Source organism: Haliea atlantica, assembly GCF_054779855.1.
Genome location: NZ_BAAGXL010000003.1, coordinates 203,717 through 225,985 on the forward strand (window position 1 = coordinate 203,717; position 22,269 = coordinate 225,985).

Here is a 22,269-nt window from a genome sequence, read left to right on the forward strand (position 1 = left end):
GACACGCGCATGGCACTCAGCAGCATTCCTGACATCCTCGACGACATCCGCGCCGGCAAGATGGTCATTCTGATGGATGACGAGGACCGGGAGAACGAAGGCGACCTGATCATTGCCGCCGAGGCAGTGACCCCCGAGGTCATCACCTTCTTCTCCAGTGAAGCCTGCGGTCTGATCTGCATGCCCATCACCGAGGACCGTGCGCGGCGTCTGCAGTTACCCCTGATGGTGCGGGACAACCGCTCCCAGCACGAAACCAATTTCACGGTTTCCATCGATGCCGCGGAACGCAAGGGCCCCGGCATCAGCTCGGTACAGCGCGCCCACACGGTGCGGGTGGCGGTCGCCCCCAATGCCCGCCCCGCGGACATTGCCCAGCCGGGCCACATCTTTCCCCTGGTGGCCAAATCCGGGGGTGTGCTGCGCCGCGCCGGTCACACCGAAGCCGGGGTCGACCTGGCCCGCATGGCCGGTTTTGAGCCGGCGGCCCTGATCGTCGAGATCATGAACGAGGACGGCACCATGGCCCGGCGGCCGCAGCTGGAGGAGTTCGCCGCGCGCCACGGCCTGAAGATGGGCACCATTGCCGACCTGATCGAATATCGCTCGCTGCACGAGCAGTCGGTGGAGCTGCGCGATTCCCGGGCGGTGCAGACCGAGTTCGGTGAATTCCAGCTGCACACCTTTGCCGACCTGATCGACGATACGCTGCACTACGCCCTCACCCGGGGTGAGCTCGAGGAAGCGACGCCGGCCCTGGTGCGGGTGCAAACCCTGAACGTACTGCGGGATGTCCTGGGCACGCTGATCGACAACGAGCCCGGCTGGTCGTGCCGGCGGGCCCTGGAGCAGATCGCCCGGGAGGAACTGGGCGTCCTGGTGCTCATCGGCCAGCCCGACAACAGCGAACTGGCCCTGGCCGAGGTTCTGCAATTCCCCGACGCTCCCAGCGTCGCGGGCAACAGCGCCAACGGGGTCGGCAATTACCGCGTCATCGGCACCGGGGCACAGATACTCAAGCGCCTGGGTGTCGGACAGATGCGCCTGATGTCGGCGCCGGTGCGCTTCAATGCCCTGTCGGGCTTCAACCTGGAAGTCGCGGAGTTCGTTCAGCCCGTCTGATCGTCGGAATGAAACCGCGGTGGCCGTCGCTCCAGCAAGGCGGTGACCGCTTCAATATTGTCCGCTGAACCGACCTGTCGCTGCATCCCCGCTGCCTCGGCACGAAAGGCCGCCTCGATACCTTCACGGTGCGGCAGGCGCATGCAGCGCTTGATTTCCCGCAGTGCCGACACCGGCCACTGCGCCACGCTTTCCGCGCGCTCCCGGGCGTGTGCCACCAGCGCATCATCGGGCAGCACCTCGGCGACGAGCCCGAGTGCCAGTGCGCGCTCTGCGGGCACCCAGTCAGCGGTATACATCAGCTCTGCCGCGCGCTGGGCACCGATATTCGCCTGCAACATGTAGCTGCTGGCCCACTCCGGCACCAGGCCCAGCGCCGCGAAGGGTAGGCGCAGGCGCAGGCTCTCCCCCGCGTAGACCATGTCGGCGTGAAACAGCAGGGTCGCGCCCCCGCCCACCGCCACGCCGTGCGCCGCCGCCACCAGTGGCTTGTCGAAATTGGCCACCGCCCGCGCGGCGCGCTCGAAGGGGTGCTCGCCGCCGCCCTCGGCCTGACCGAAACTGGCGAGGTCGACACCGGCGCTGAAACTGTCCCCGGCACCGCGGATCAGCACGCAACGAACGGCGGGGTTTTCGGCAGCCTCCAGAAAGGCGTCTCCCAGGGCCATCCACAAGGGATTGTCGATGGCATTCTTCTTCGCCGGCCGGTTCAGGGTCAGCTCCAGGACGCCTCGGTTCAGGGACTGCAGCAGCACGTCTGTCATTCGCTGGGGGCCTGGTGAAAGGTAACCAGATCCGTCAGGGGCATGCGCTCCGTTACACAGGCGTTGGCGCTCGCCGCAGGATCGGGGTACCCAAAGGAAATGCCGAACAGCAGTTTCAGGGACGGATCGACACCCAGTATCTCGCGCACCTGGTCGACCTGGAAACTGAGGGCCGTCTGCGGGCAACTGCCCAGACCGCGGGCAGTCATGCCCAACATCAGGGTCTGGGCGAACATGCCCAGGTCACAGGCCTCGCGCAGGCCAAAGGGTTCGGGCAGGAAGAGAAAGGCGACATGGGGGGCGTCGAAGAAGGTCAGGTTGCGCATGAAGGCATCGTGCCGTCCTGCCTTGTCCTCCCGGGCAATGCCCATGGCATCGTAAAGCGCGCGCGCGGCGGCGTGCTGACGCTCCCGGTAGACACCGTCGTACTTGCCGTCATAGGGAAAGTCCATGCGCATTTTGCCGGCCATGAAATCGGCGGGCAGCCGCTGCCGCAGGGCTTCGATCGCCGCGCCGGAGGCCACGTGAACGGCCCAGGGCTGGGTGTTGCAATTGCTCGGCGCCCGCGCCGCCTCGGCAAACACCGCCTGCAGAATCTCCGGCGCCACCGGATCCGGCAGGAAGGCCCGAATGGAGCGCCGGGCCTGTACGATACGGGCGAAGGCGGCGCTGTCGCTCGCCTCAATGTGCGTCTCTGCTGCTGTCATGCTCTGCTTTCTCTCCTGCCAATCGGCTGTGGCACTTGCAAATGGGCTCTGGCGCTCACTCGCCGGTAAAGCGAGCGGGCCGCTTTTCCTTGAAGGCACGCATGCCCTCGCGGGCATCCGCGGAGGCGAAAACCGGCCCCGCCAGGGCATCCGAAGCCTCCATCGCCGCCTCCTCCGCCATGCACTCCTGGTGCTCCCGCAGGGAGCGCGTGACTGCCTGCACTGCCAGCGGCGCATTGGCACAGATGCGCGCCGCGAAGCGTCGGGCCTCGGCCAGGGCTTCCCCCGCGGGCACCACCCGGTTGATCAGCCCCCACTCCAGGGCCTGCTGGGCACTGATGTGCTCCCCACACAGCAGCAGTTCCGCCGCCAGGCAATAGGGAATCTGCCGTCGCAGCCGAACCGTCGAGCCGGCCATGGGGTAGAGCCCCCGGGCCACTTCGGTCACGCCGAACACCGCGTTATCCGCCGCCACGCGAATATCCGTACCCTGCAGGATTTCCGTGCCGCCGGCAAGCGCGTAGCCCTCGACCGCCAGCAGCAGTGGCTTGCTGGGCCGGTTGTCCCGCAGCAGCGCCTGCCAGTGCAGATTCGGCACCTCTGCCATCAGGGCCATGAACGCGTCACTCGCGCCCTGGTCCCCATCGGGACCGGCCTTGAGGTCCATGCCGGCGCAAAAGGTGTCCCCGTTGGCGGTCAGGATGGCACAGCGCAGCGCCGGGTCCTCGTCCAGCCGCCGCCAGGCGCGGTACATGCCCAGCAACATGGCGGGATTGAAGGCATTCTTCGCCTCGGGGCGGTTGAGGGTAACAATAAGCACGCCGTCGTCCTGGTGGACCAGGCAGGTCTCGGTGCTGATATCCAGTTCCTGCATGACATCTCCTGTTCTAGGCCTGAGGTGACTGCGCTCCCGGCTACCGAACTGGGACACGCTGTGAGTACGTTCGGACGCCCTTACCGCAGCATTGCTTGGCGACGGAGGGGCGTCGGGGTACGGCCGCGGTCTGCAGGGCCGTTCCGGGACACGCCGTGGATACGTCCCTGTAGGCTTCTGGGCGACATCCATGTCGCCCAGAGTCCCGGAACGGCCCTGCAGACCGCTGCCTCCCACTCCGTAGCCGATATCGGAGCGGATGCCAGCGTGCCCATACTTGAGGCGCTGCGTGCCAGGGCGCCAACCCGGGACCTTCGGCCGCATGGACGCGGCCGAAGAGCTACAGGGACGTATTCACCGCGTGTCCCGGGTTGGCGCCCTGGTGCGCAGTGCCCCCTCAGGGTTGGGCAGCCTGCAGTGGTGGTCACGCCTGCCGGTACTGCCCACTGCTGACCAGCTCCAGCGCCTTCGGATACAGCGGCTTGCCACTGGGCGCCCGGGGAATCTCGGGGACCAGGTGCAGCTCCCGGGGCAGCTTGTAGCCGGCGATATGCTCCCGCGCCACTTGCTTCAGGCTGTCCAGGTCGATGGGCTGGCCGTCCCGGGCCGTGACCACCGCCGTGACCTTGCTGCCAAAGCGCTCGTCGGGTGTACCCACCACCAGGCAGTCAAAGACCGCGGGGTGGTGCTTGAGGGCCTGCTCGACCTCCTCCGGGTAGATTTTCTCGCCGCCACTGTTGATGCAATTGGAGCCGCGCCCGTAGACGGTGATGCTGTCGTCCTCCTCCAGCACCGCTTCATCGCCCAGCACCGACCAGGTCTTGCCCTCGGCCTGGACGAAGGTTTTGGCGGTCTTTTCCGGGTCGTTGTAATAGCCGACGGGAATGTGGCCGCTGCGGGCAAAGATGCCCTTCTCACCCGGGCGCGCCTCACGGTAACTGCCATCGGCCTCCTCCACCAGCACCGACATGAAGGGGCTGCGCTGGACGTTGCCCAGACCCTGGCCGCGCTTGCCGCCGCCGTCCATGCCCATGGCGCCGCCCTCGGAGGAACCGAAGCTGTTGGTGATGAATACGTTGGGAAAGTGTTTCTTGAAGGCATCCTGCTTGGCCGGGGAGAACACCGCACCACCGGAGCCGACGTTGAATACCGCGCCCAGGTCCCAGCGACCGGGGTTGGCCTCAAGCGCGTCCAGCAGGGGAATCGCCATGGCGTCACCGACAATGGTCAGGGAGTTCACCTTCTCGCGCTCGACGATGTCCCAGACCTGCTCCCCGTCCAGGTGGTGGTTGGGATTGAGCACCACGGTGTGCCCCGCCAGCAACTGGATGCAGGCGAACCACCAGCAGGCGCCGTGCATCAGGGGCGCCAGGGCCATGCCAACCATCACGAAATCACCCACCCGCTCGGCAATCTGCTCCGGTCGCTCGATGGGGCCGTCCGGGTGAAAGAAGCCGCCACCGCCGAGGGCCGCGTAGAACACATTCTTGTGGGGCCACATGACGCCCTTGGGCATGCCAGTGGTGCCACCGGTATACAAAATGAAGAGGTCGTCGTCGGAACGCTCGCCGAAATCCCGCTCGGCGCTCTGGCCGGCCAGCGCTGCCTCATACTCGAGACTGTCGATGATGGCGGGGTCGGCGCCGCTGTCGTCATCCACATGCACCAGGGTGTGCAGGCCCGTCAGCTGGTCGCGCACCGCGTGGATGTGCGGCGAGAATTCCTTGTGATGTATCGCCGCCACCAGATCGGCGTTGTCGAAGATGTAGACCAGCTCCTCCTCGACGTAGCGGTAGTTGATATTGATCGGCACCGCGCGAATCTTGAAGCAGGCGAGCATGCCCTCGAGATACTCGTTGCAGTTGTAGAGGTACAACCCGACGTGATCCCCCGCCCCTACACCGCGACTGGCCAGGTAGTGCGCCAGGCGATTGGCCCGGGCATCCAGCTCGGCGTAGTTGTCCCGCTGATCACCGCAGACCAGGGCCGTGCGTTCCGGCACCCGGTCGACCACCAGCTCGAACAGATCCGCGATATTGAAATGCCGTGTCATTCATCTACTCCTGTCACAATGATGCGGGCTCAGGGCCTGTCTGCCCCGACCACCCACATGGCAAAAAACTGGGCGCCGCCGCCGTAGGCATGACCGAGGGCCTTGCGGGCACCGGGCACCTGGTGGTCACCGGCATCGCCGCGTACCTGGCGCGCCGCCTCGGCGAAGCGGATCATGCCGGAGGCGCCGATGGGGTTGGACGAGAGCACGCCGCCGGAGCAGTTCCAGGGAATGTCGCCCCCGTCGTCCAGGGAGGTCGCACCCGAGAGTGTCAGCTTCCAGCCTTCACCCTCCTCGGCGAAGCCGAGATTCTCCAGCCACATCGGTTCGTACCAGCTGAAGGGGACATAGATCTCGGCGCAGTCGAGCTCGCGCCGCGGATCGCGAATCCCCGCCTGGACATAGACATCCGCCGCGCAATCGCGCCCGGCGCGCGGATTGACCTCCTCGCGACCGGCGTACATGGTCGGCTCCGAACGCATGGCAACCCCCTGAATCCACGCCGGCGGCTTGTCGCCGCTGAGTGCATCCTCGGCAGCTATCACCATCGCACAGGCACCGTCCGAGGAGGGGCAGGCTTCGAGGAAACGAATGGGATCCCAGAGCATCGGCGAGTCCGCGACTTCCTGCTCGGTGATGTCGGGCAACTGCAAATGCGCCAGGGGGTTGCGAGCCCCGTGGCGGCGATCCTTGACCGCCACCCGGATGCCGGTATTCGGGTCGGCGCCGGAGCGGCGCATGTACTCGCGAATAATCGGCGCGAAATAGCCCCCGGCCCCCGCATTCAGGTGCACGGCGAAGGGCTGGGGGGTGGACAGGGCCCACATGGCGTTGGATTCCGACTGCTTTTCCCAGGTCACCGCCAGCACACGCCGGAAGCTGCCGCTCTGCACATGGGACGCAGCGACAATGGCCGTCGACCCGCCCACGGACCCGGCGGTGTGCACCCGGAGCATCGGCTTGCCGACGGCCCCCAGGGCATCCGCGAGATAACTCTCGGGCATTACCACACCCTCGAACATGTCCGGCGCCTTGCCCATGATGACCGCGTCGATGTCGTCGAAGCTCACGCCGGCATCCGCCAGGGCGCGATCCACCGCCTCGCGCAGGAGGCCCGCCATGGAGACGTCCTGCCGCTTGCTCTTGTAGCGTGTCTGGCCGATCCCGACCACTGCTGCCCGCTCTGCCATCACGCGCCCTCCACGATTGCCACCAGATTGTGTTGCAGACAGGGCCCGCTGGTGGCGTGGGCCACCCCGCGCCGTGCCTCGCCCGCGACCACGCGACGGAACACCTCGCCCACGCGGGCCAGCCCCGACGCCATCATCAGGTTCCCCGCCAGCACCCCGCCGCTGGGGTTGACCGGCGTCTCCTGGCCGAGCCCGAGGGCCTCACAGAGCAGGATTTCCTGGTGACTGAAAGGCGCATAGATTTCGGCCACATCCACCGGAGCGTCCGACACACCCAGGGCCTCTGCTGCCTGGCGCGTCGACACCGAGCGGGTCAGATCGCGCAGGCAGGGGTTGTGGTTTTCCATGCGATGATCGATGCCAGTGAGGCGGGCGTAGGGCACGCCCCAGGCCCTGGCCTGCTCGACGGTGGCGATGATCATGGCCGCGGCGCCATCGGAAACCGGCGCGCAGTCGCTGCGGCGCAGGGGCGCCACGAAAGGTTCTTCCGCCAGCAAGTCATCGAGGCTCGGGTCGCCGGCCAGCTGGGCCAGGGGATTGTCCCTGGCGTTGCGACGGGAGCGCTGCACCACCTCTGCCATCTGGCGCTCGCTGACCCGGCCCTGCTCGAGCAGCAGGCGCGCCTGCAGGGCCGCCAGGGAGACCGTATCCAGCCACAATGGCGCCAGGTAATAGGGATCCAGGCGCTGGGACAGCACGGTGGGGAGCTCCCCGGGTGAGGACTTTCCGAAGCCGTAGATCAGCGCGGAATCGGCATGCCCCATGCGGATCTTCAGCACTGACTCGTAGAGCGCCCAGGCCGCATCCATCTCGACATGGGATTCCTTGATCGGCGGCACCGCACCCAGGGCATCCACCCCGGCGACAAAGGCAAAGGCCGCACCCTGCAGGTAGTCACAGCTGCCGGAGCAGACAAAATCCACCGCCTGGGCGTTGTCGATTCCCACCTGGGCGTAGACCGCCTGCAGCTGCGGCATGATCAGTTCGACTTCGTTGGCGGCACCCGCATCCGCCACGCAGGGCGACTGGCTGTAGGCAACAATGGCAATATCCCGCATACGTCAGCCCTCCAGCCCGGTGACCGGCAAGGTGCCGATGCGTTCCACCGCCACATCCGGCTCGTCCAGGGGGCGGAAATAGAGAATGTTTTCCATCGCCCAGGTCCACTCTTCCCGGGGACGCCAGACGGCTTCCACCCGCTGGCCGATGCGGACCTCGCGGTTGTCGCACTCGCTGAGCAGATGAATGAAGGAGATATTGGCGCCGTCGGGAACAATGTTCGCCACCACATAGGGTGGATCGATCGGATTTCCCGGAATCGGAATATGCACGATGGTAAAGGACTGCACGGTGCCCTTGTCGGAGAGAATGACCTCCTCTTCCGTGGCCACCCCGCAGGCGGGGCAGGAGCCCCGCGGGGGAATATAGACCTGGCTGCAGCGCGGGCAGCGCTGGCCGCTGAGGACACCCTCCTTCAAGCGGCGCAGGAAACGCGTCGGCGCGCGCCCGGCGGTAAAGTGATACTGCAGGTAGACCGGCGCCTGCATCACCGTGACATCCTCGCTCATGCCTTGCCCCCCTCGACCAGTTCAAAGCAGCACAGATCGGTAATCCGCCCAACCGGCTCGGCGACCCAGCAGGCGCGCACCCGCGCGCCGCTGCGCAGCGCCGACATAGCCGGTGCCCGCAGACAGTGAATCATCGGCACATCGGCCCCATCCAACTGCACCATGATCCAGGCAAAGGCCTCCTGCAGGGGGTGGGAGGCGCGCGGCTGTGCCACCCAGCACCAACTCAGGACCACCCCCTCGGTGCCCAGTTCGACCCACTCGTCCAGCGGCGCCGCGGTCACCGGGTCAAACTCCGGTGGCGGCACCAGAACGCGGCCGTCGCTGCCCCGTACGCCGAGAATGCGGTGTTCGGCCAAGGCCCCCAGAAAGCGCCCGATCACCGGCCCGGTGGAACGGGTATAGGTGAAACCGAGTTCGAAGGGTTTTTCCAGTGTATCCATCGTCGTCACCAGCGCGATCTCCGCGGTTTGTTGGAATTATCGGAGCAGTATCGACCAGCCCCGCCACCCCCTCAATGACGGCTCGCTGCCGACCGGGCTGACATTTCCGATCAGCGCACGGGGCCGGGCTAAGGTTCTGTTACTTGTACCAGCCGAGACAGGCAAGCACCGTGACGCTGTCCGCGACTGTCAAAGCCCCGTACCATAGACGACAGAGGCAACAGACAAGGAGACCCTCATGAGCATTGCAGCAATCGGCTATCTGCGTATCGGCACGACCGATGCCGAGGCCTGGATGACCTTCGGTACCGAGGTACTCGGCCTGATGACCGCCGCGCGGGACGATGCCCAGGGCGCGCGCTTCCTGCGCATGGACGAGCACCCCTTCCGCTTCATGCTCGAGCCCACCGATACCGACCGCCTGCTGGCCGCGGGCCTGGAGTGCCGCACCCGCAGCGACTGGCTGGCCCTGTGCGAAAAACTGCGCAATGCGGATGTCGCCCTGGAAGCCGGGGACCCGGCGGAAGCCGCCCGCCGCTGCGTGACCGAGTTCGTCACCCTGCAGGACCCCAGTGGCAACACCCTGGAGCTCTACTACGGCCGGCGCCTGGATTACCAGCCCCTGATATCGCCAACCGGGGTCAGCGGCTTCGTGACCCGCGACGACTACGGCACGGATCTCGGCTTTGGCCACGCGGTCCTTCCCACCCCGGACATGGAATCAGCCATCACCTTCTATACCGAGCTGCTGGGTTTCGGCGTCAGCGACGACCTCTACCCGCCGATGCCCGAGGGCGCCCCGGAGGCGAGGGTCTATTTCATGCACGCCGACAACCCCCGCCAGCACAGCCTTGCGCTTTACAACAACCCGCACCCGGGCGACATCGTGCACATGATGGTGGAGGTCCAGACTCTGGACGAAGTGGGCCGCGCTCTGGACCGCGCCAAGCGGGCGGGCCACCCGATCCTGGCCAGCCTGGGCCGGCATGTGAACGACAACATGTGTTCCTTCTACGTCCTGGCTCCCGGCGGCATCGCCGTGGAGTACGGCTACGACGGCCTGCTGGTCGACTGGAGCACCTTCACGCCCACGGTCAGCACCGAGGGCGACTACTGGGGCCACGAGTACCAGTTCCCCGGCGCGGAGTAATCCCGCCGCCCTAGCCCGAGACGGCGGGCAGCGCCAGCGCCCGCCAGATCGCCAACACCGCCACCGCCGAGAGCAGCAGCAACACGGCCGCAGTGCCGTAGACGGCGTCGAGCACCCCGAGGCCGGCACCGGCGAACAGAAACACCCCGATGACGGTATTGCTGACAGCGGTGTAACTGGCCCGCTTGCCGCTTCCGGCCATGTCCACCAGGTAGGTCTTGCGACCCACGCGAACCCCGTGGTGGGATACCGAGGCAAGAAACAGCAGCCCCGCCGCCACCGGCGCGAGGCCCAGCCATTCCCCGCCCGCGCTGTACAGCGCCAGGGTCGCCAGCATGGCCAACAGGGACAGGCCCGCCGCCGCGGCCATCACCCCGTGTGCGCGGCTGTCGGACCAGCGCCCCCAGAGTGGCCCCGACAGCAGGCCCGCCAGCCCCTCCGCCAGCATCAGGGCGGCAAAACTGACCACCGCACCGCTTGCCGACTGTTGAATCATCACCACCAGATAGGGGATGGCAAAGGCGGTACTCACCAGCAGAGCGCGGGCAATCACGAAATCGCGAAAATGGCGATCGGTGACCAGCAGCGACAGACTGTGCAGGGCCTCGACAATGGCGTTGCCGCCTCCCTCGGTGGCTCCCGGCACCTCGGGCACTCCGGCGTAGGTGCCGGCCGCCAGCCACCACAGCAGCGCCGCGGCGCCGAGGATGCCGGCGAACAGCAGCGCCGGCGCCTCGCCATTGCCGCTTCCCGCCGCAGGCCCCCAGGCGAGCCAGAGGGCGACCAGCAGGGTCACGCCACCGGCGATCGACGCCGACAAGCCGGTCACCCGCCCGCGGCGGGTCTTGGAGATGGTCTTGCCCAGGACATCCTTGGCCGCCACGGAGCACACGCCGCGCGCCAGGCTGAAGACCGCCAGTAGCGACACGATCACCACACCCAGCAGCGTGCCTTGCAGCAACAGCACCGCCGGCACCATCGCCGCCAGTGCCAGGCCCTGGACCACCGAGCCCCCGACCCAGAAGAACTTGCGCCGGGCGTGACGGCGCACGGCGCTGGCCACAAACAGCTGCGGCAACAGCGCCAGGGACTCCCGCACGGGCACCAGCAAAGAGGTAAAAAAGGCGGGCGCACCCAGGGATGACAACATCCAGGCCAGCACTAGGCGACTGCTGGCGAGGGCGTCGCCAAGCTTGGTCAGACTCTGGGCAAGCAGCTGCAGGGTGAAGGCCCGCGGCTGCTCGTGGCAGGCTGCCTCCGGAATATCCCGGCAGACACGCGAATCCTCGTCTTCGACCAGCAGCGTATAGATGTGATCCGGCAGCTCTCTTTCCCGCACGCGGCACCTCTTCGATGATTGTCGAGGGCCGGAGTCTAGCACGCTGGAAACGCGCGGGCCGACTGGCTGAACCACAGCATCAGGGTGCTTGGCAAGCGGTGGCGTGAGGCGAAAGGCTTGGGGTATGATCGGGACTTTTCGGCGAGAGTATACGAGTAATGCAAGCGGTTCGCCTGGTGGCAGCCATCGCCATGCTGTATCTGGTCTGGGTGCTCTGGGGTGCCCTGATGAAAACGCCCGTCTGGCAACTGGGCCTGGTGTCCTGCGTGCTGGTCCTGTGGCTGACGCTGCGTATGGGGCTCGCGCGCAATGACCTGCTGGGCGTTCACCTGCTGCATCGCATGCCCCGCTACTGGGTCTGGCTGGTCTGGCAGATGGTGCTGTCCAACCTGCAGGTGCTGAAACTGGTGCTTGGCCCCCGCTCCGCCCTGCAACCGCGTGTGGTGGAATTCGAGGCGGAGGCCGGCAGCCCCTTCGCACTGGCCCTGCTGGGCAATTCCATCACCATCACCCCCGGGACACTCACCATCGACATCGATCAACGGAAGGTTACTGTGCACTGTCTGACCCGGGAAACCGCCGACGAACTGCTGGAGGGCAGCATGAACCGCCGTATTGCCCAGGTGGACCCAGACTGATGTTGCTGGTTACCGCTGTCGCCATCCTTGCCACCATGGCCCTGGCCCTCGCCCGCGCCATCCTCGGGCCGAGTGTCTACGACCGGGTGCTCGCGGTGAACATGTTCGGCACCAAGACCGTGCTGCTGTTGGCGGTCATGGCCTTCGCCGTCGGCCGCACCGACTTCCTCGACCTGGCCCTGGCCTATGCGCTGATCAACTTTATCGGTGTGCTCGCGGTACTCTGGTTCGTCAAGGACAACCAGCAGCACCAGCAGCAGCATCAACAGCGCCGCCGTGCGCGACTGGATGCCGCAGCCTCAGCCGCCGGTGATCCGGTGCCTGCCGGTCCCAGCCACCCACCCGCCGTGCAGCAGGACCACCTGCCCGCGGTAGCCGAGGGCGGGTCCTCCGTGAGCAAGGACGCAGACAAGTCATGAACGGAATCCTGGACATCTTCTCCGGGCTGCTGATGGTCAGCGGCGCCCTCTTCGTCCTGGCCGGGGGCATCGGTGCCCTGCGCATGCCGGATTTCTACACCCGCATCCACGGTGCCAGCCTGACCGACTCCCTGGGGCCGGTGCTGGTCCTCGGCGGGCTGATGCTGCAGTCGGGCCTGTCACTGGTGACACTCAAGCTGGCCGCGGTATTGCTCTTCCTGATGATCACCTCCCCCACCGCCAGCTACGCCCTGGCCAATGCCGCCCTGCTGAGTGGGCTGCGTCCGGCAGGCTACGCGGGGACCCCCGGCGAACAGCTTGAAAAGGGGGAAAGGTCGTGATCACCTCCCTGTTGATTGGCATCTTCCTGCTCAGCCTGCTGGTGGTCACCGCGCTGGCCATCGTGCGTGCCAGCGATCTGTTTTCCGCGGTCATGCTCAGCGGCATCTACAGCCTGCTCATGGCCCTGAATTTCTTCCTGCTCGACGCGGCGGATGTCGCCCTCACCGAGGCGGCCGTGGGCGCCGGGGTGGCCACCGTGCTGCAGCTCGCCGCCCTGCGCATGGCGCCGGCTACCGAAGCCAGGCACCGCCGCGCCCGCGGGCTGGCGGTGGCCGTGGTCGTGGTTTCCACACTGCTGATGATCTATGCCTCCTTCGGTCAGCCCACCCTGGGCGACCCCCAGGCACCACCGCAACAGCATGTGGCGCCCTGGTACATCGAGAAAACCCCGGAGCTGGTGGATATCCCCAATATCGTATCCGCTGTACTGGCGAGCTTCCGGGGCTACGACACCCTGGGCGAGGTCTTCGTGGTGCTGACGGCAGGCATCGGGGTGATGTTCCTGCTGGGCGGCGGTCGCGGTAAGCCCTTCCGCGGCCTCGACAGCCAGGGCGAAGACGGGCTGCAGGAGCACCTGATTCTGAAGGTGGTGGCGCGCATCCTGATCCCCTTCATCCTGTTGTTCGGCTTTTTCATCCAGTTCCACGGGGAATACTCGCCCGGTGGCGGCTTCCAGGCGGGGGCCCTGCTGGTGGCCGGCCTGATTCTCTACGCGCTGATCCGCGGTGAGCGGCGCGCCCTGGCGGTGATTCCACCGCGGGTGCTGCTCTGGCTCAGCGCCGGCGGTGCCTTCCTCTACGGCTCCGTGGGCGTCGCCGGCATGCTGTTGGGCGGGGAATTCCTCAACTACTCCGTGCTGGCCAGCGACAGCATCGCCGGCCAGCATCTCGGCATACTGGTCATTGAACTGGGCGTTGGCATGACCGTGACCGGGGTCCTGCTGTCCATCTTCCACGCATTTGCCGCCAGGGATTGAAATCGCATGAAGCTCTTGGGCCTGTTCAATTACTGGGTGTTCGCCGTCTTGTTGATGATTGGCCTCTACACCCTGATCAGCAAGCAGAACCTGGTGAAGAAGATGCTGGCCCTGGCCATCTTCCAGTCCGCGGTGTTCCTGTTCTTCATCACCATGAGCAAGATCGAGGGCGGTACCGCACCCATTTTTCGTGCCGGCGCGGGGGAGCAGATTTTCTCCAACCCCCTGCCCCAGGTACTCATCCTGACCGCCATTGTCGTGGGCATTTCCACCATGGCGCTGGGGCTCGCCATCGTGGTGCGCCTCTACGAGGAGTACGGCACCATCGAGGACGATGAAATTCTGGCCATGGATCGCAACGCGTGACGCTCTCCGACCACTTACCGGTACTCCAGGTCATCGTGCCGCTGCTGGCGGCGCCCCTGGTCATTCTCCTGCGCAACGGCTTCCTCGCCTGGCTGGCGACCCTGCTGACCAGCCTGTGCGCCCTGGGTCTGGGGAGCCAGCTCACGGCGACCGTACTGGCCCACGGCCCGCAGCACTATCACGTCGGTGGCTGGGCACCGCCCTTCGGTATCTCCCTGAGTGTGGACGCCTTCAGCGCCCTGCTGGTCCTGTTGATCAGCGGTGCCTCCTGTCTCGCCCTTGCCGGGGGGCGCCTCTCCCTGCGCCGCGATATCGACAATCGCCGGGCCCCCATGTTCTACGGCGCCTGGCTGATCGCGGTTGCCGGACTGAGCGGCATCGCCGTGGCCGGGGATGCCTTCAACGTTTTCGTGTTCATGGAGATCTCCTCCCTCGCCACCTATATCCTGATTGCCGGCGGTCGCGACCGGCGCGCACTCTCCGCGGTGTTCAAGTACCTGATCATCGGCACCATTGGCGCCACCTTCTACCTGATCGGCGTGGGTTTCATCTACATGATGACCGGCACCCTGAATTTCGACGACATGGCCGTGCGCCTGGAAGGCGTGATCGAAACCCGCCCCGTGGTGATTGCCGCCGGCTTCATCACCATCGGCCTGGCCCTGAAGGCCGCGATCTTTCCCCTGCACGTGTGGCTGCCGCGGGCCTATACCTATGCCCCGAACGCCGTCACCGTGTTTATTGCCGCCTGCTCGACCAAAGTGGCGCTGTATGTGCTGCTGCGCTTCAACTTCGCGGTTTTCCACGGCAACCTGCTGGGGCACTCCGAGCTGTTCAGCGCCTTTGTGATTCCCCTGGCACTCTCGGGGATCCTGATTGCCTCGTTGGTCGCCGTGTACCAGACCAACCTGAAAAAGCTGCTGGCATTCTCCTCGGTGGCACAGGTGGGCTATATCGCCCTGGCGGCGGGCCTGACCTCCGCTTCCGGCCTGCTGGCGGCGATGCTGCACATGTTCAACCACGCCCTGGCCAAGGGCAGCCTGTTTCTCTGCGTCGCGGCCTTTGCCCTGGTCTCCGGCGACACCTCACTCAAACGTCTGCAGGGAATCGGGCGGCGCATGCCCTGGACCATGGGCGCCTTCGTGATCGCCGGCCTCAGCCTGATCGGCGTTCCGGGGACGGCGGGCTTCATCAGCAAGTGGTACCTGATCGTCGCCGCACTGGAATTCGGCCAGGTTGGCTTCCTGCTGGTGGCCGCGATTGTCGTCAGCTCCCTGATGGCCGTCGCCTACCTGTGGCACTTTGTCGAGGGCGCCTACTACGGCACACCGCCGGCGGGTGAAAGCAGCCCAATGGAGGTGAGCCTGCCCCTGCGCTGCCTGATCTGGGTGGCGGCCCTGAGCAACATCTTCTTCGGACTGTTCCCGCAACTGCCCCTGGCGCTGGCGCGCAGTGGCACCAGTGCCCTGCTGCAGGGAGGGCTCTACTGATGTCCGCCGAGATGCTGCCCTGGATTCTCGTTCTGCCCCTGCTGGGTGCGCTGGCGATCGCTTTCTGCGGCCGCTGGCCCAATCTGCGCGAGGGCATCAGCCTGCTGACTGCCGTCACGCTCGCGGTGCTGGTGTTCAGCCAGGCCGGCGGCGTCATGGATGGCGCCCGCCCCTACATCCTGTTGACCGAACCGCTGCCGGGACTGCCCATTGCCCTGTCCCTGGAGCCCCTGGGGATGATGTTCGCCTGCCTGGCATCCTTCCTGTGGATCATCAATACCATCTACTCCATCGGCTACATGCGCGGCAACCGGGAAAAACACCAGACCCGCTTCTACGTCTGCTTCGCCCTGGCCATCGCCGCGGCCATGGGCGTGGCGCTGGCAGACAACCTGTTCACGCTGTTCCTGTTCTACGAATGCCTGACGCTGTCCACCTACCCCCTGGTCGCGCACAAGGGTGACCAGAAAACCCTGGCCTCGGCCCGGGTCTACCTGGGGCTGCTGCTGACCACCTCGATCGGCTTGCTGCTGCCGGCGATCATTTGGACCTACGTCACGGCGGGAACCACCCGCTTTACCCTCGGCGGCATCATCGATGGCAACCTCGACGGGCCCGCCATCGGCTTGTTGCTGGGCCTGTTTGTGTTCGGTATCGGCAAGGCCGCGGTGATGCCCGTGCACCGCTGGCTGCCGGCTGCCATGGTGGCACCTACCCCGGTCAGCGCCCTGCTCCACGCTGTGGCCGTGGTCAAGGCCGGTGTGTTCGCCGTGACCAAGATCATCATCTACATCTTTGGGGTGGACTTCCTGTTCGCCCAGCCCAGCGCCCAGTGGCTGCAGTATGCCGCGGCCTTCACCATCATCGCCGCCAGTGTGGTCGCGCTCTACCAGACCAACCTGAAACGCATGCTGGCCTACTCCACCATCGCCCAGCTGTCCTATGTGGTACTTGCCACCGTGGTGCTGAAGCCGTTGTCGGAGGTGGGAGCCGCCCTGCATATCGCCGGTCACGCCTTCGGCAAGATCACCCTGTTTTTCGCCGCCGGCGCCATCTACACGGCTGCCCACAAGACCGAGCTGAGCCAGCTGGCGGCCATTGGCCGGCGCATGCCGATCACCACCGCGGCCTTTACCATCGGGGCCCTGAGCATGATCGGGGTGCCGCCGACCGTGGGCTTTGTGTCCAAGTGGTTCATCCTCGCCGGGTCCTTCCAGGCGGAAAACTACCTGGCGATCTTCACCATCATTGCCAGTACCGCCCTGAATGCCATGTACTTCCTGCCGGTGGTCTATTTCGCCTGGCTGGCTCCGCCCTCGCCGGATGTCGACATGAATCACGGTGAGGCGCCCTGGCCGATACTGCTGGCCCTGTCGGTGACTGCCACGCTCACCATCGTGTTCTTCTTCTTCAACCAGCCGCTGATCGACCTCGAACAGCAGCTGGTGCAGAGTCTGCCCCTGGAGAGTCGCCCATGAGCACCCGAGACGACCACTGGCTGACCCGGCCGGGCACCATTCGCTGGCTGTGGATTATCGGCTGCAGCGTACTGGCCATCACGGTCCTGCTGCAGGCAGTGATTCACATCAAGGGCTATTTTGGCGTCGATGGCTGGTTCGGCTTCGGCGCCCTGTTCGGCTTTTTCAGCTGTGTGGCCATGGTCGTGGTGGCCAAGCTGGTCGGTGTGCTGCTCAAACGACCGGATACCTACTACGATGCCTGATTTTCTGCCCCCTGCCCTGGCGCTGATTGCCGGCGCGCTGCTCACCGCGGTTGCCTCGTCGCGGCAATGGCGCGCCGCGATCACCATACTCGCCCCCCTGGTCTGCCTGTATATGATCTGGCAGCTGCCAGACGGCGTGCAGCTGCGCGGCAGCTTCCTCGGCTACCCCCTGGAACTGGTGGAAGCCAGCCCGGTGCGGCGACTGTTCGCCACCATTTTTGCCATCATGGCCGCCACCGGGGCGGTTTTCGCCCTGAATCACGCCCGGCGAACCGAGCTGGTGGCCGCGCAGTTCTACGCGGCCGGCGCGATCGGGGTTTCCTTCGCGGGTGACCTGCTGACGCTGTTCATCTTCTGGGAGCTGATGGCCCTGTTCTCGACCCTGGTGGTCTGGTGTGGCGGCACCGAAGCGTCGCGCGCCGCCGGGATTCGCTACGCCATCATGCACCTGCTGGGCGGGGTCGTGCTCAAGGTAGGCATCGAGGGCATCCTGGTCAGCACCGGTTCCCTGGACGTGCGTCCCTTCCTGGCCACCGACTTCAACACCTGGATGCTGCTGATCGGCATCCTGATCAATGCGGCCGCACCGCCGCTGTCGGTCTGGCTGTCGGACGCCTACCCCAACGCCAGCCCCACCGGCTCCGTGTTCCTCTCCGCCTTCACCACCAAGACGGCGGTACTCGCACTGATCCTGCTGTTCCCCGGCGAGCCGATCCTGATCGCCGTGGGGCTGTACATGGTCTTCTACGGCATCCTCTACGCCCTGCTGGAAAACGATGTCCGCCGCATACTGGCCTACTCCATCGTCAACCAGGTCGGCTTCATGGTCTGCGCCGTGGGCATCGGCACCCAGATGGCCCTGAACGGTGCCGCGGCCCACGCCTTTGCCCACATCATCTACAAGGCCTTGCTGTTCATGAGTGCCGGTGTGGTGGTCATGCGCACCGGCAAGAACCTCTGTACCGATGTCGGCGGTCTCTTCCGCACCATGCCGGTCACCATGTGGTGCGGCGTGGTCGGTGCCCTGGCGATCTCCTCCTTTCCCCTCACCTCGGGCTTCACCACCAAGACCCTGATTTCCCAGGCCGCCGTGGACCAGGGCCTGGTGGCGGTGTACTTCCTCCTCGCAGCGGCCTCCGCGGGGGTCTTCCTGCACGCGGGCATCAAGTTCCCCTGGTTTGTATTCTTCCAGAAGGATTCCGGCCTGCGGCCCAAGGACGCGCCCTGGAACATGAAGCTGGCCATGCTGTTCTTCGCCTTCCTCTGTATCCTGCTGGGAGTGTACCCCGAGCTGCTCTACCCCCTGCTGCCCTATCCGGTCGACTACGTGCCCTACAAGGCCGGCAAGGTCCTGTTCTACCTGCAGCTGCTGCTGTTCTCCGGGCTCGCCTTCTTCCTCATGCTGCCCTGGATGCAGCGTACGCTGACGGTGTCACTGGATGTCGACTGGCTCTGGCGCCGCGGCCTGCCGCGTCTGGCCCTGTGGACTGCCCAGGTCTTCGGGCCTGGACTGCAGTCCCTGCGCAAGGGTGCCCAGTCACTGTGGCAGCGCGTCGATCGCTCCTCGGACTACACCATGGGGCACACCGGTCCCCTGGGGCGCTCCTGGGAAATCGGCACCACGGCACTGTGGATCGTGCTGCTGCTGATGATCTACGTCGTGCTCTACTACCTGTTCTGAGCGACGGCCCGCCGCTCGAGCGATACATTTGCATTGTGGAGACTGGAGTCTAGTCTTGAAGGACCGTCGCCTGTCGCGGCGCGTAGCCCTCAGCCATCCCCGGAGGATGCCCATAATGAAAAAAATCATCGCCATTCTGCTGCTAAGCCCCCTGATCGCCTTTGCCGAAGCCCCCTTCGAGCAGGGCAGCTACTGGGAAGTCACCTCGGTCGACGTACATCCCGGGCATTTCGACGACTACATCAGCAACCTCAACAGCCTCTGGCGCAAACAGATGGACCAGCTGATCAAGGACGGCAAGGTGGTCAGCTACAAGCTGCTGAACAATGTGCACGGCCGGGACGGCGAGCCCGACCTCTGGCTCATGGTGGAGTGGCAATCAGCGGCCGCCATGCTGGACTTGCCCGACAGCTACTGGGACAACATGATGAGCAATATGGTCGGCTCGCGGGAGGAAGGCGCCAAGCGCAACATCGCCCGGGAGGAACTGCGCCGCATCATGAGTACCACGCTGACGCGGGAAATCAGCTTCCGCTAGCGCTATCGGGCCCCGCCGCCTGGCGGGGCATCTTCCGGTGGAAGTCGGCCGGCGAGTGGACCGGCCTGCCATCGGGCAACTCCGCCAGGGGCGCCTCGCGGAAACGTTCGCCCCGAAGCTGCAGCAGTATCCGGCTGGCTTCCCTCGACAACACAGTCTGCGCGTAGAACTGCTGCAGGTCAGCCAGAGTCAGCTCGCGGACCGCCTCGATCAAACGCTGGCGGCTATCGAAGGCATAGCGCTCGCGCTGCCAGTCACGCAGGAACGGCGCGACCTCTTCGGACTGGGTTTTCGGCGGCTGGGTCAAGGCCGTCAGCACCCCGGCACGCAACTGCTGGAAGGCCTCCTCGTCGAGCGCATCCAGGGTCCCGGCGTAGCTCTCGGCAAAGCGCCCGAGCCGCTGCAGCATGTCCACCGGCGCTTTGACCGGGGTCTGGATATACAGCGCCAGGAAAGCGTGATCGCCCATTTCCCGACCCACGGCGCCCGCCGCATAGCCGAGCTGCTCCTGGGTGCGCAACTCGGTGAAGACGCGGTTGGCGAGGTGGACTTCGAGCACCCTGGCACGGGCGAGGCCGTCCACGCCGGGCTCGGGAGCCGCATAGAGGGACAGCATGCCGAGGTCCTCTACCGGCAACTCCAGGTGCCTCTGCAGGGCCTGCCCGCGCACTGGAGCCAGGATATCACTGCGCTGGTAGGCCAGCGCCTCCCGCCCGGGGAGGACGCTCTCCAGCGTCGCCAGAAGGCCCCGGGCATCCGCCTCGTTGTAGTTGCCAAACAGGTAGAGGCGCAGATGATTGCGCCCCAGCTGCCGGGCCAGGAAGTCGCGAAAACCCGCCACACGAACCTCCCCGGCCGCCTGAAGCAGTGCCTCGTCCGCGTAGTTGCCGGACTCCACCAGGGTGGTCAGGGCCGGAAACAGCTGGCGAACGGGAAAGGCGTGACGGGCATTGCGAATGCCGCGGGTGTAGCGGTCCAGTGCCTGTGCCAGGCTCGCCTCGTCAACCGATACGCGCAAGCCTTCCAGCAATCGCGCCAGCAACTCCGGCTGCTTGTCCGTGAAGCCCTCGAGCGAGAGCATTAGCCCGTTGTCGACCTCCAGGGCAACCTGGATGCCGGCAATCTGCGCCTCGGTCAGCAGCGCGGCCTGCTGCTGTCGGTACAGGTCGGCCCACAGGGACAGCATCACGCTGCCAGCGGGACTTTCCAGACGGGCATCGGTATTCAGGTACAGGTGCAGCTCGCCGCGGGGCTGATCGGGGAAATACCGGCTCCCCTGGAGCCACAGGTCCAGGCCCTCCTTCGCCACCAGCCGGCGCGGCTCCGGGTCGGTCTCGCGCAGGGCAAAGCTTTCCGGCAGCAGGGTATTGCGCGCCGGCCAGTGCAGCCCTGCCGCACGTGCACTCGCCAGGCGCTGCTCCCTATCCGGCAGCGCGAGCGGCGCTACCGAGTAGCGCCCGGCATAGTGCGGCACCTGCAGCGTGGCAGGTTCCCCGGGGGAGACATACCAGAGCTGCAGTCGCTCGGGCACCAGTTGCGCCAGCACCGCCTCGGTAGCCGCGCGATCAAAGCTCTCGAAACGATAGGGCGCATCGATGATGTGTCGCAGCGGATAGTCCTGCATCGCCGCCGCCAGTTCGCTGGCATAGCTGAAATCATCGGTTTTCTCGAGAAAGCGGAAGCGGTTGGCCAGGGAGGTGCGGAACTCCCCGGCATAGCGCCCGGAGAGCCCGTCTGCACGCAGCATGTCGAGATACCCGAGCACCAGCTCGACCATCTCGTCGCGGTGCGCCATACCCTCCGGCGTCACCTCCAGGGAAAGGGTAAAACTGCCGTAGTTGCCAAACTGGGCCGGGTCCGCGTACACGGACAGCCCACTCACCCAGCCGCGCTCCTTGAGCAGCGCAGCCGGCGTGCCGGGCATCTCGGAACCGATGATGTAGGCGAGGTATTCATTCGGCTTGTGGCGAAAGCGCTCCTGGTTGTTATCGATAATAAAATCGAACTGAAGCTCGCGCCGATCCTGCTGGGGTACGTAGTGGATTCGCTGCCCGCCCACCTGCTCGAAGTCCAGCGCTACCTCCACCGCGGGCGCTTCCACCGCGCGCTCGGGAATGCCGGAAAAGTGTGTCCGCGCCAGGGCGGCCATGTCGTCCAGTGGCAGCGGACTGATCATCGCCAGCTTCATCAGTCCGGCGGCGTAATAACGCTGGTAGAAGGCCACCGTCGCCCGGTGGAGGCCGCCGGGGGTTTTATCGGCAAGCGAGTCGAGGTTGCCGATCAGGAAGCGGTTGGCGGGGTGCTCGCCGAGCAGGGAGCGGCCGATCCGGAACATCGCGAACTCGTCCATCTCCCGCCGCATGGACCACTCGGCGTTGACCGCGTTCTTTTCCTTCTCGATATACTCCGGCGACAGCAGCGGCGCCTGGAAAAAATCACTGAAGCGGGCCAGCGCCTCGGCGTAGGCCGCATTGTCGATGCGGAACATGTAGTTGGTGATATCCAGCCAGGTGTAGGCGTTGTTGGTACCACCATTGCGACTCATGAACGCCATATAGCCGTCGGGGTCCGGGTAACGCTCGGTCCCCAGGAACAGCATGTGCTCGAGGAAGTGCGCCATGCCCTGGTAGGCCATCGGGTCCTGCAGCAGGCCGACGCCGACACTCAGGGCAGCGGCGGACTTCTCCACCGTGGGGTCCGAGACCAGCACCACCGACAGGCCGTTCTCCAGCTGCAGGCTGCGGTAGCTGCGTTCGTCATTCGGGCTGGTTAGCGGGTGCACTGGCTGATCCGAGGTCTGCACCGGCTGGCAGGCAAGCAGCAGAGCCGCGATCAGGAGACCGATGAAATGCCGGCCAGAGAGCCGGAGACACGTCAGCAACATGG

General features: G+C 65.8%; 22 protein-coding genes. 12 read left to right on the forward strand and 10 right to left on the reverse strand.

Going from position 1 to position 22,269, the window contains the following annotated elements; genetic code table 11:
- The first annotated feature begins 9 nt into the window (after nt 1–9).
- Entirely contained in the window at nt 10–1,122 is a 1,113-nt protein-coding gene (gene ribB / locus ACYVGS_RS00985) for a bifunctional 3,4-dihydroxy-2-butanone-4-phosphate synthase/GTP cyclohydrolase II (protein ID WP_460586758.1), read from the forward strand.
- On the opposite strand, the gene ACYVGS_RS00990 is transcribed toward ribB, so the two are convergent.
- The 8 genes from ACYVGS_RS00990 to ACYVGS_RS01025 all read right to left on the reverse strand — a co-directional run bounded on the left by ACYVGS_RS00990 (nt 1,110) and on the right by ACYVGS_RS01025 (nt 8,721).
- Nucleotides 1,110–1,886 carry a Clp protease/crotonase-like domain-containing protein gene (locus ACYVGS_RS00990; RefSeq protein WP_460586759.1) on the reverse strand — a complete coding sequence of 259 codons (777 nt, stop codon included), beginning with the start codon at nt 1,884–1,886 and terminating at the stop codon, nt 1,110–1,112. The genes ribB and ACYVGS_RS00990 overlap by 13 nt on opposite strands.
- A complete protein-coding gene (locus ACYVGS_RS00995; protein WP_460586760.1) occupies nt 1,883–2,593 on the reverse strand; it encodes a nitroreductase in 711 nt (236 codons plus the stop codon). Before ACYVGS_RS00995 ends, ACYVGS_RS00990 begins: the two co-directional genes overlap by 4 nt.
- A 55-nt stretch (nt 2,594–2,648) precedes the next feature.
- Nucleotides 2,649–3,467 carry a Clp protease/crotonase-like domain-containing protein gene (locus ACYVGS_RS01000; protein ID WP_460586761.1) on the reverse strand — a complete coding sequence of 273 codons (819 nt, stop codon included), beginning with the start codon at nt 3,465–3,467 and terminating at the stop codon, nt 2,649–2,651.
- Between the two features lie 424 nt (nt 3,468–3,891).
- Nucleotides 3,892–5,520: an acyl-CoA synthetase gene (locus ACYVGS_RS01005; RefSeq protein WP_460586762.1), complete on the reverse strand. Its 1,629-nt coding sequence runs from the start codon at nt 5,518–5,520 to the stop codon at nt 3,892–3,894.
- A 29-nt stretch (nt 5,521–5,549) separates the two neighbouring features.
- Nucleotides 5,550–6,710: a thiolase domain-containing protein gene (locus ACYVGS_RS01010; RefSeq protein ID WP_460586763.1), complete on the reverse strand. Its 1,161-nt coding sequence runs from the start codon at nt 6,708–6,710 to the stop codon at nt 5,550–5,552.
- Entirely contained in the window at nt 6,710–7,768 is a 1,059-nt protein-coding gene (locus ACYVGS_RS01015) for a lipid-transfer protein (protein WP_460586764.1), read from the reverse strand. Before ACYVGS_RS01015 ends, ACYVGS_RS01010 begins: the two co-directional genes overlap by 1 nt.
- Before the next feature lie 3 nt (nt 7,769–7,771).
- On the reverse strand, nt 7,772–8,278 hold the full coding sequence (locus ACYVGS_RS01020; RefSeq protein WP_460586765.1) for a Zn-ribbon domain-containing OB-fold protein: 507 nt from the start codon (nt 8,276–8,278) through the stop codon (nt 7,772–7,774).
- Nucleotides 8,275–8,721, reverse strand: coding sequence for a Zn-ribbon domain-containing OB-fold protein (locus ACYVGS_RS01025; protein ID WP_460587576.1), 447 nt, complete (start codon nt 8,719–8,721; stop codon nt 8,275–8,277). Before ACYVGS_RS01025 ends, ACYVGS_RS01020 begins: the two co-directional genes overlap by 4 nt.
- Nucleotides 8,722–8,959: 238 nt before the next feature.
- Between ACYVGS_RS01025 and ACYVGS_RS01030 the strand changes: the two genes are divergently transcribed.
- Nucleotides 8,960–9,871, forward strand: a complete 912-nt coding sequence (locus ACYVGS_RS01030; protein ID WP_460586766.1) for a VOC family protein — start codon at nt 8,960–8,962, stop codon at nt 9,869–9,871.
- A gap of 10 nt (nt 9,872–9,881) precedes the next feature.
- Here the strand turns inward: ACYVGS_RS01030 and ACYVGS_RS01035 are convergent, their stop codons facing one another.
- Nucleotides 9,882–11,210, reverse strand: a complete 1,329-nt coding sequence (locus ACYVGS_RS01035) for an MFS transporter (protein ID WP_460586767.1) — start codon at nt 11,208–11,210, stop codon at nt 9,882–9,884.
- Between the two features lie 158 nt (nt 11,211–11,368).
- Here ACYVGS_RS01035 and ACYVGS_RS01040 point away from each other — a divergent pair, with 158 nt between their 5' ends.
- The 10 genes from ACYVGS_RS01040 to ACYVGS_RS01085 all read left to right on the forward strand — a co-directional run bounded on the left by ACYVGS_RS01040 (nt 11,369) and on the right by ACYVGS_RS01085 (nt 19,383).
- A complete protein-coding gene (locus ACYVGS_RS01040; protein WP_460586768.1) occupies nt 11,369–11,848 on the forward strand; it encodes a Na+/H+ antiporter subunit E in 480 nt (159 codons plus the stop codon).
- The gene (locus ACYVGS_RS01045; RefSeq protein ID WP_460586769.1) at nt 11,848–12,267 is read left to right on the forward strand and encodes a monovalent cation/H+ antiporter complex subunit F; all 420 of its coding nucleotides are present in this window, start codon (nt 11,848–11,850) and stop codon (nt 12,265–12,267) included. Before ACYVGS_RS01040 ends, ACYVGS_RS01045 begins: the two co-directional genes overlap by 1 nt.
- The gene (mnhG, locus tag ACYVGS_RS01050) at nt 12,264–12,608 is read left to right on the forward strand and encodes a cation:proton antiporter (RefSeq protein ID WP_460586770.1); all 345 of its coding nucleotides are present in this window, start codon (nt 12,264–12,266) and stop codon (nt 12,606–12,608) included. The genes ACYVGS_RS01045 and mnhG overlap by 4 nt, the downstream gene beginning before the upstream one ends.
- On the forward strand, nt 12,605–13,585 hold the full coding sequence (locus tag ACYVGS_RS01055) for a DUF4040 domain-containing protein (RefSeq protein WP_460586771.1): 981 nt from the start codon (nt 12,605–12,607) through the stop codon (nt 13,583–13,585). The genes mnhG and ACYVGS_RS01055 overlap by 4 nt, the downstream gene beginning before the upstream one ends.
- A gap of 6 nt (nt 13,586–13,591) precedes the next feature.
- Entirely contained in the window at nt 13,592–13,951 is a 360-nt protein-coding gene (locus ACYVGS_RS01060; RefSeq protein ID WP_460586772.1) for a sodium:proton antiporter, read from the forward strand.
- Entirely contained in the window at nt 13,948–15,441 is a 1,494-nt protein-coding gene (locus tag ACYVGS_RS01065) for a monovalent cation/H+ antiporter subunit D family protein (protein ID WP_460586773.1), read from the forward strand. Before ACYVGS_RS01060 ends, ACYVGS_RS01065 begins: the two co-directional genes overlap by 4 nt.
- Nucleotides 15,441–16,919 (forward strand): monovalent cation/H+ antiporter subunit D family protein, encoded by a 1,479-nt coding sequence (locus ACYVGS_RS01070; RefSeq protein WP_460586774.1) that lies wholly within the window; start codon nt 15,441–15,443, stop codon nt 16,917–16,919. The genes ACYVGS_RS01065 and ACYVGS_RS01070 overlap by 1 nt, the downstream gene beginning before the upstream one ends.
- A complete protein-coding gene (locus tag ACYVGS_RS01075) occupies nt 16,916–17,164 on the forward strand; it encodes a hypothetical protein (protein WP_460586775.1) in 249 nt (82 codons plus the stop codon). Before ACYVGS_RS01070 ends, ACYVGS_RS01075 begins: the two co-directional genes overlap by 4 nt.
- A complete protein-coding gene (locus ACYVGS_RS01080) occupies nt 17,157–18,845 on the forward strand; it encodes a monovalent cation/H+ antiporter subunit D (protein WP_460586776.1) in 1,689 nt (562 codons plus the stop codon). Before ACYVGS_RS01075 ends, ACYVGS_RS01080 begins: the two co-directional genes overlap by 8 nt.
- A 115-nt stretch (nt 18,846–18,960) precedes the next feature.
- Nucleotides 18,961–19,383 (forward strand): hypothetical protein, encoded by a 423-nt coding sequence (locus ACYVGS_RS01085; RefSeq protein WP_460586777.1) that lies wholly within the window; start codon nt 18,961–18,963, stop codon nt 19,381–19,383.
- Here the strand turns inward: ACYVGS_RS01085 and ACYVGS_RS01090 are convergent.
- The gene (locus tag ACYVGS_RS01090; RefSeq protein WP_460586778.1) at nt 19,370–22,267 is read right to left on the reverse strand and encodes a M16 family metallopeptidase; all 2,898 of its coding nucleotides are present in this window, start codon (nt 22,265–22,267) and stop codon (nt 19,370–19,372) included. The two genes, ACYVGS_RS01085 and ACYVGS_RS01090, sit on opposite strands and share 14 nt — an antisense overlap.
- Nucleotides 22,268–22,269: the final 2 nt, after the last annotated feature.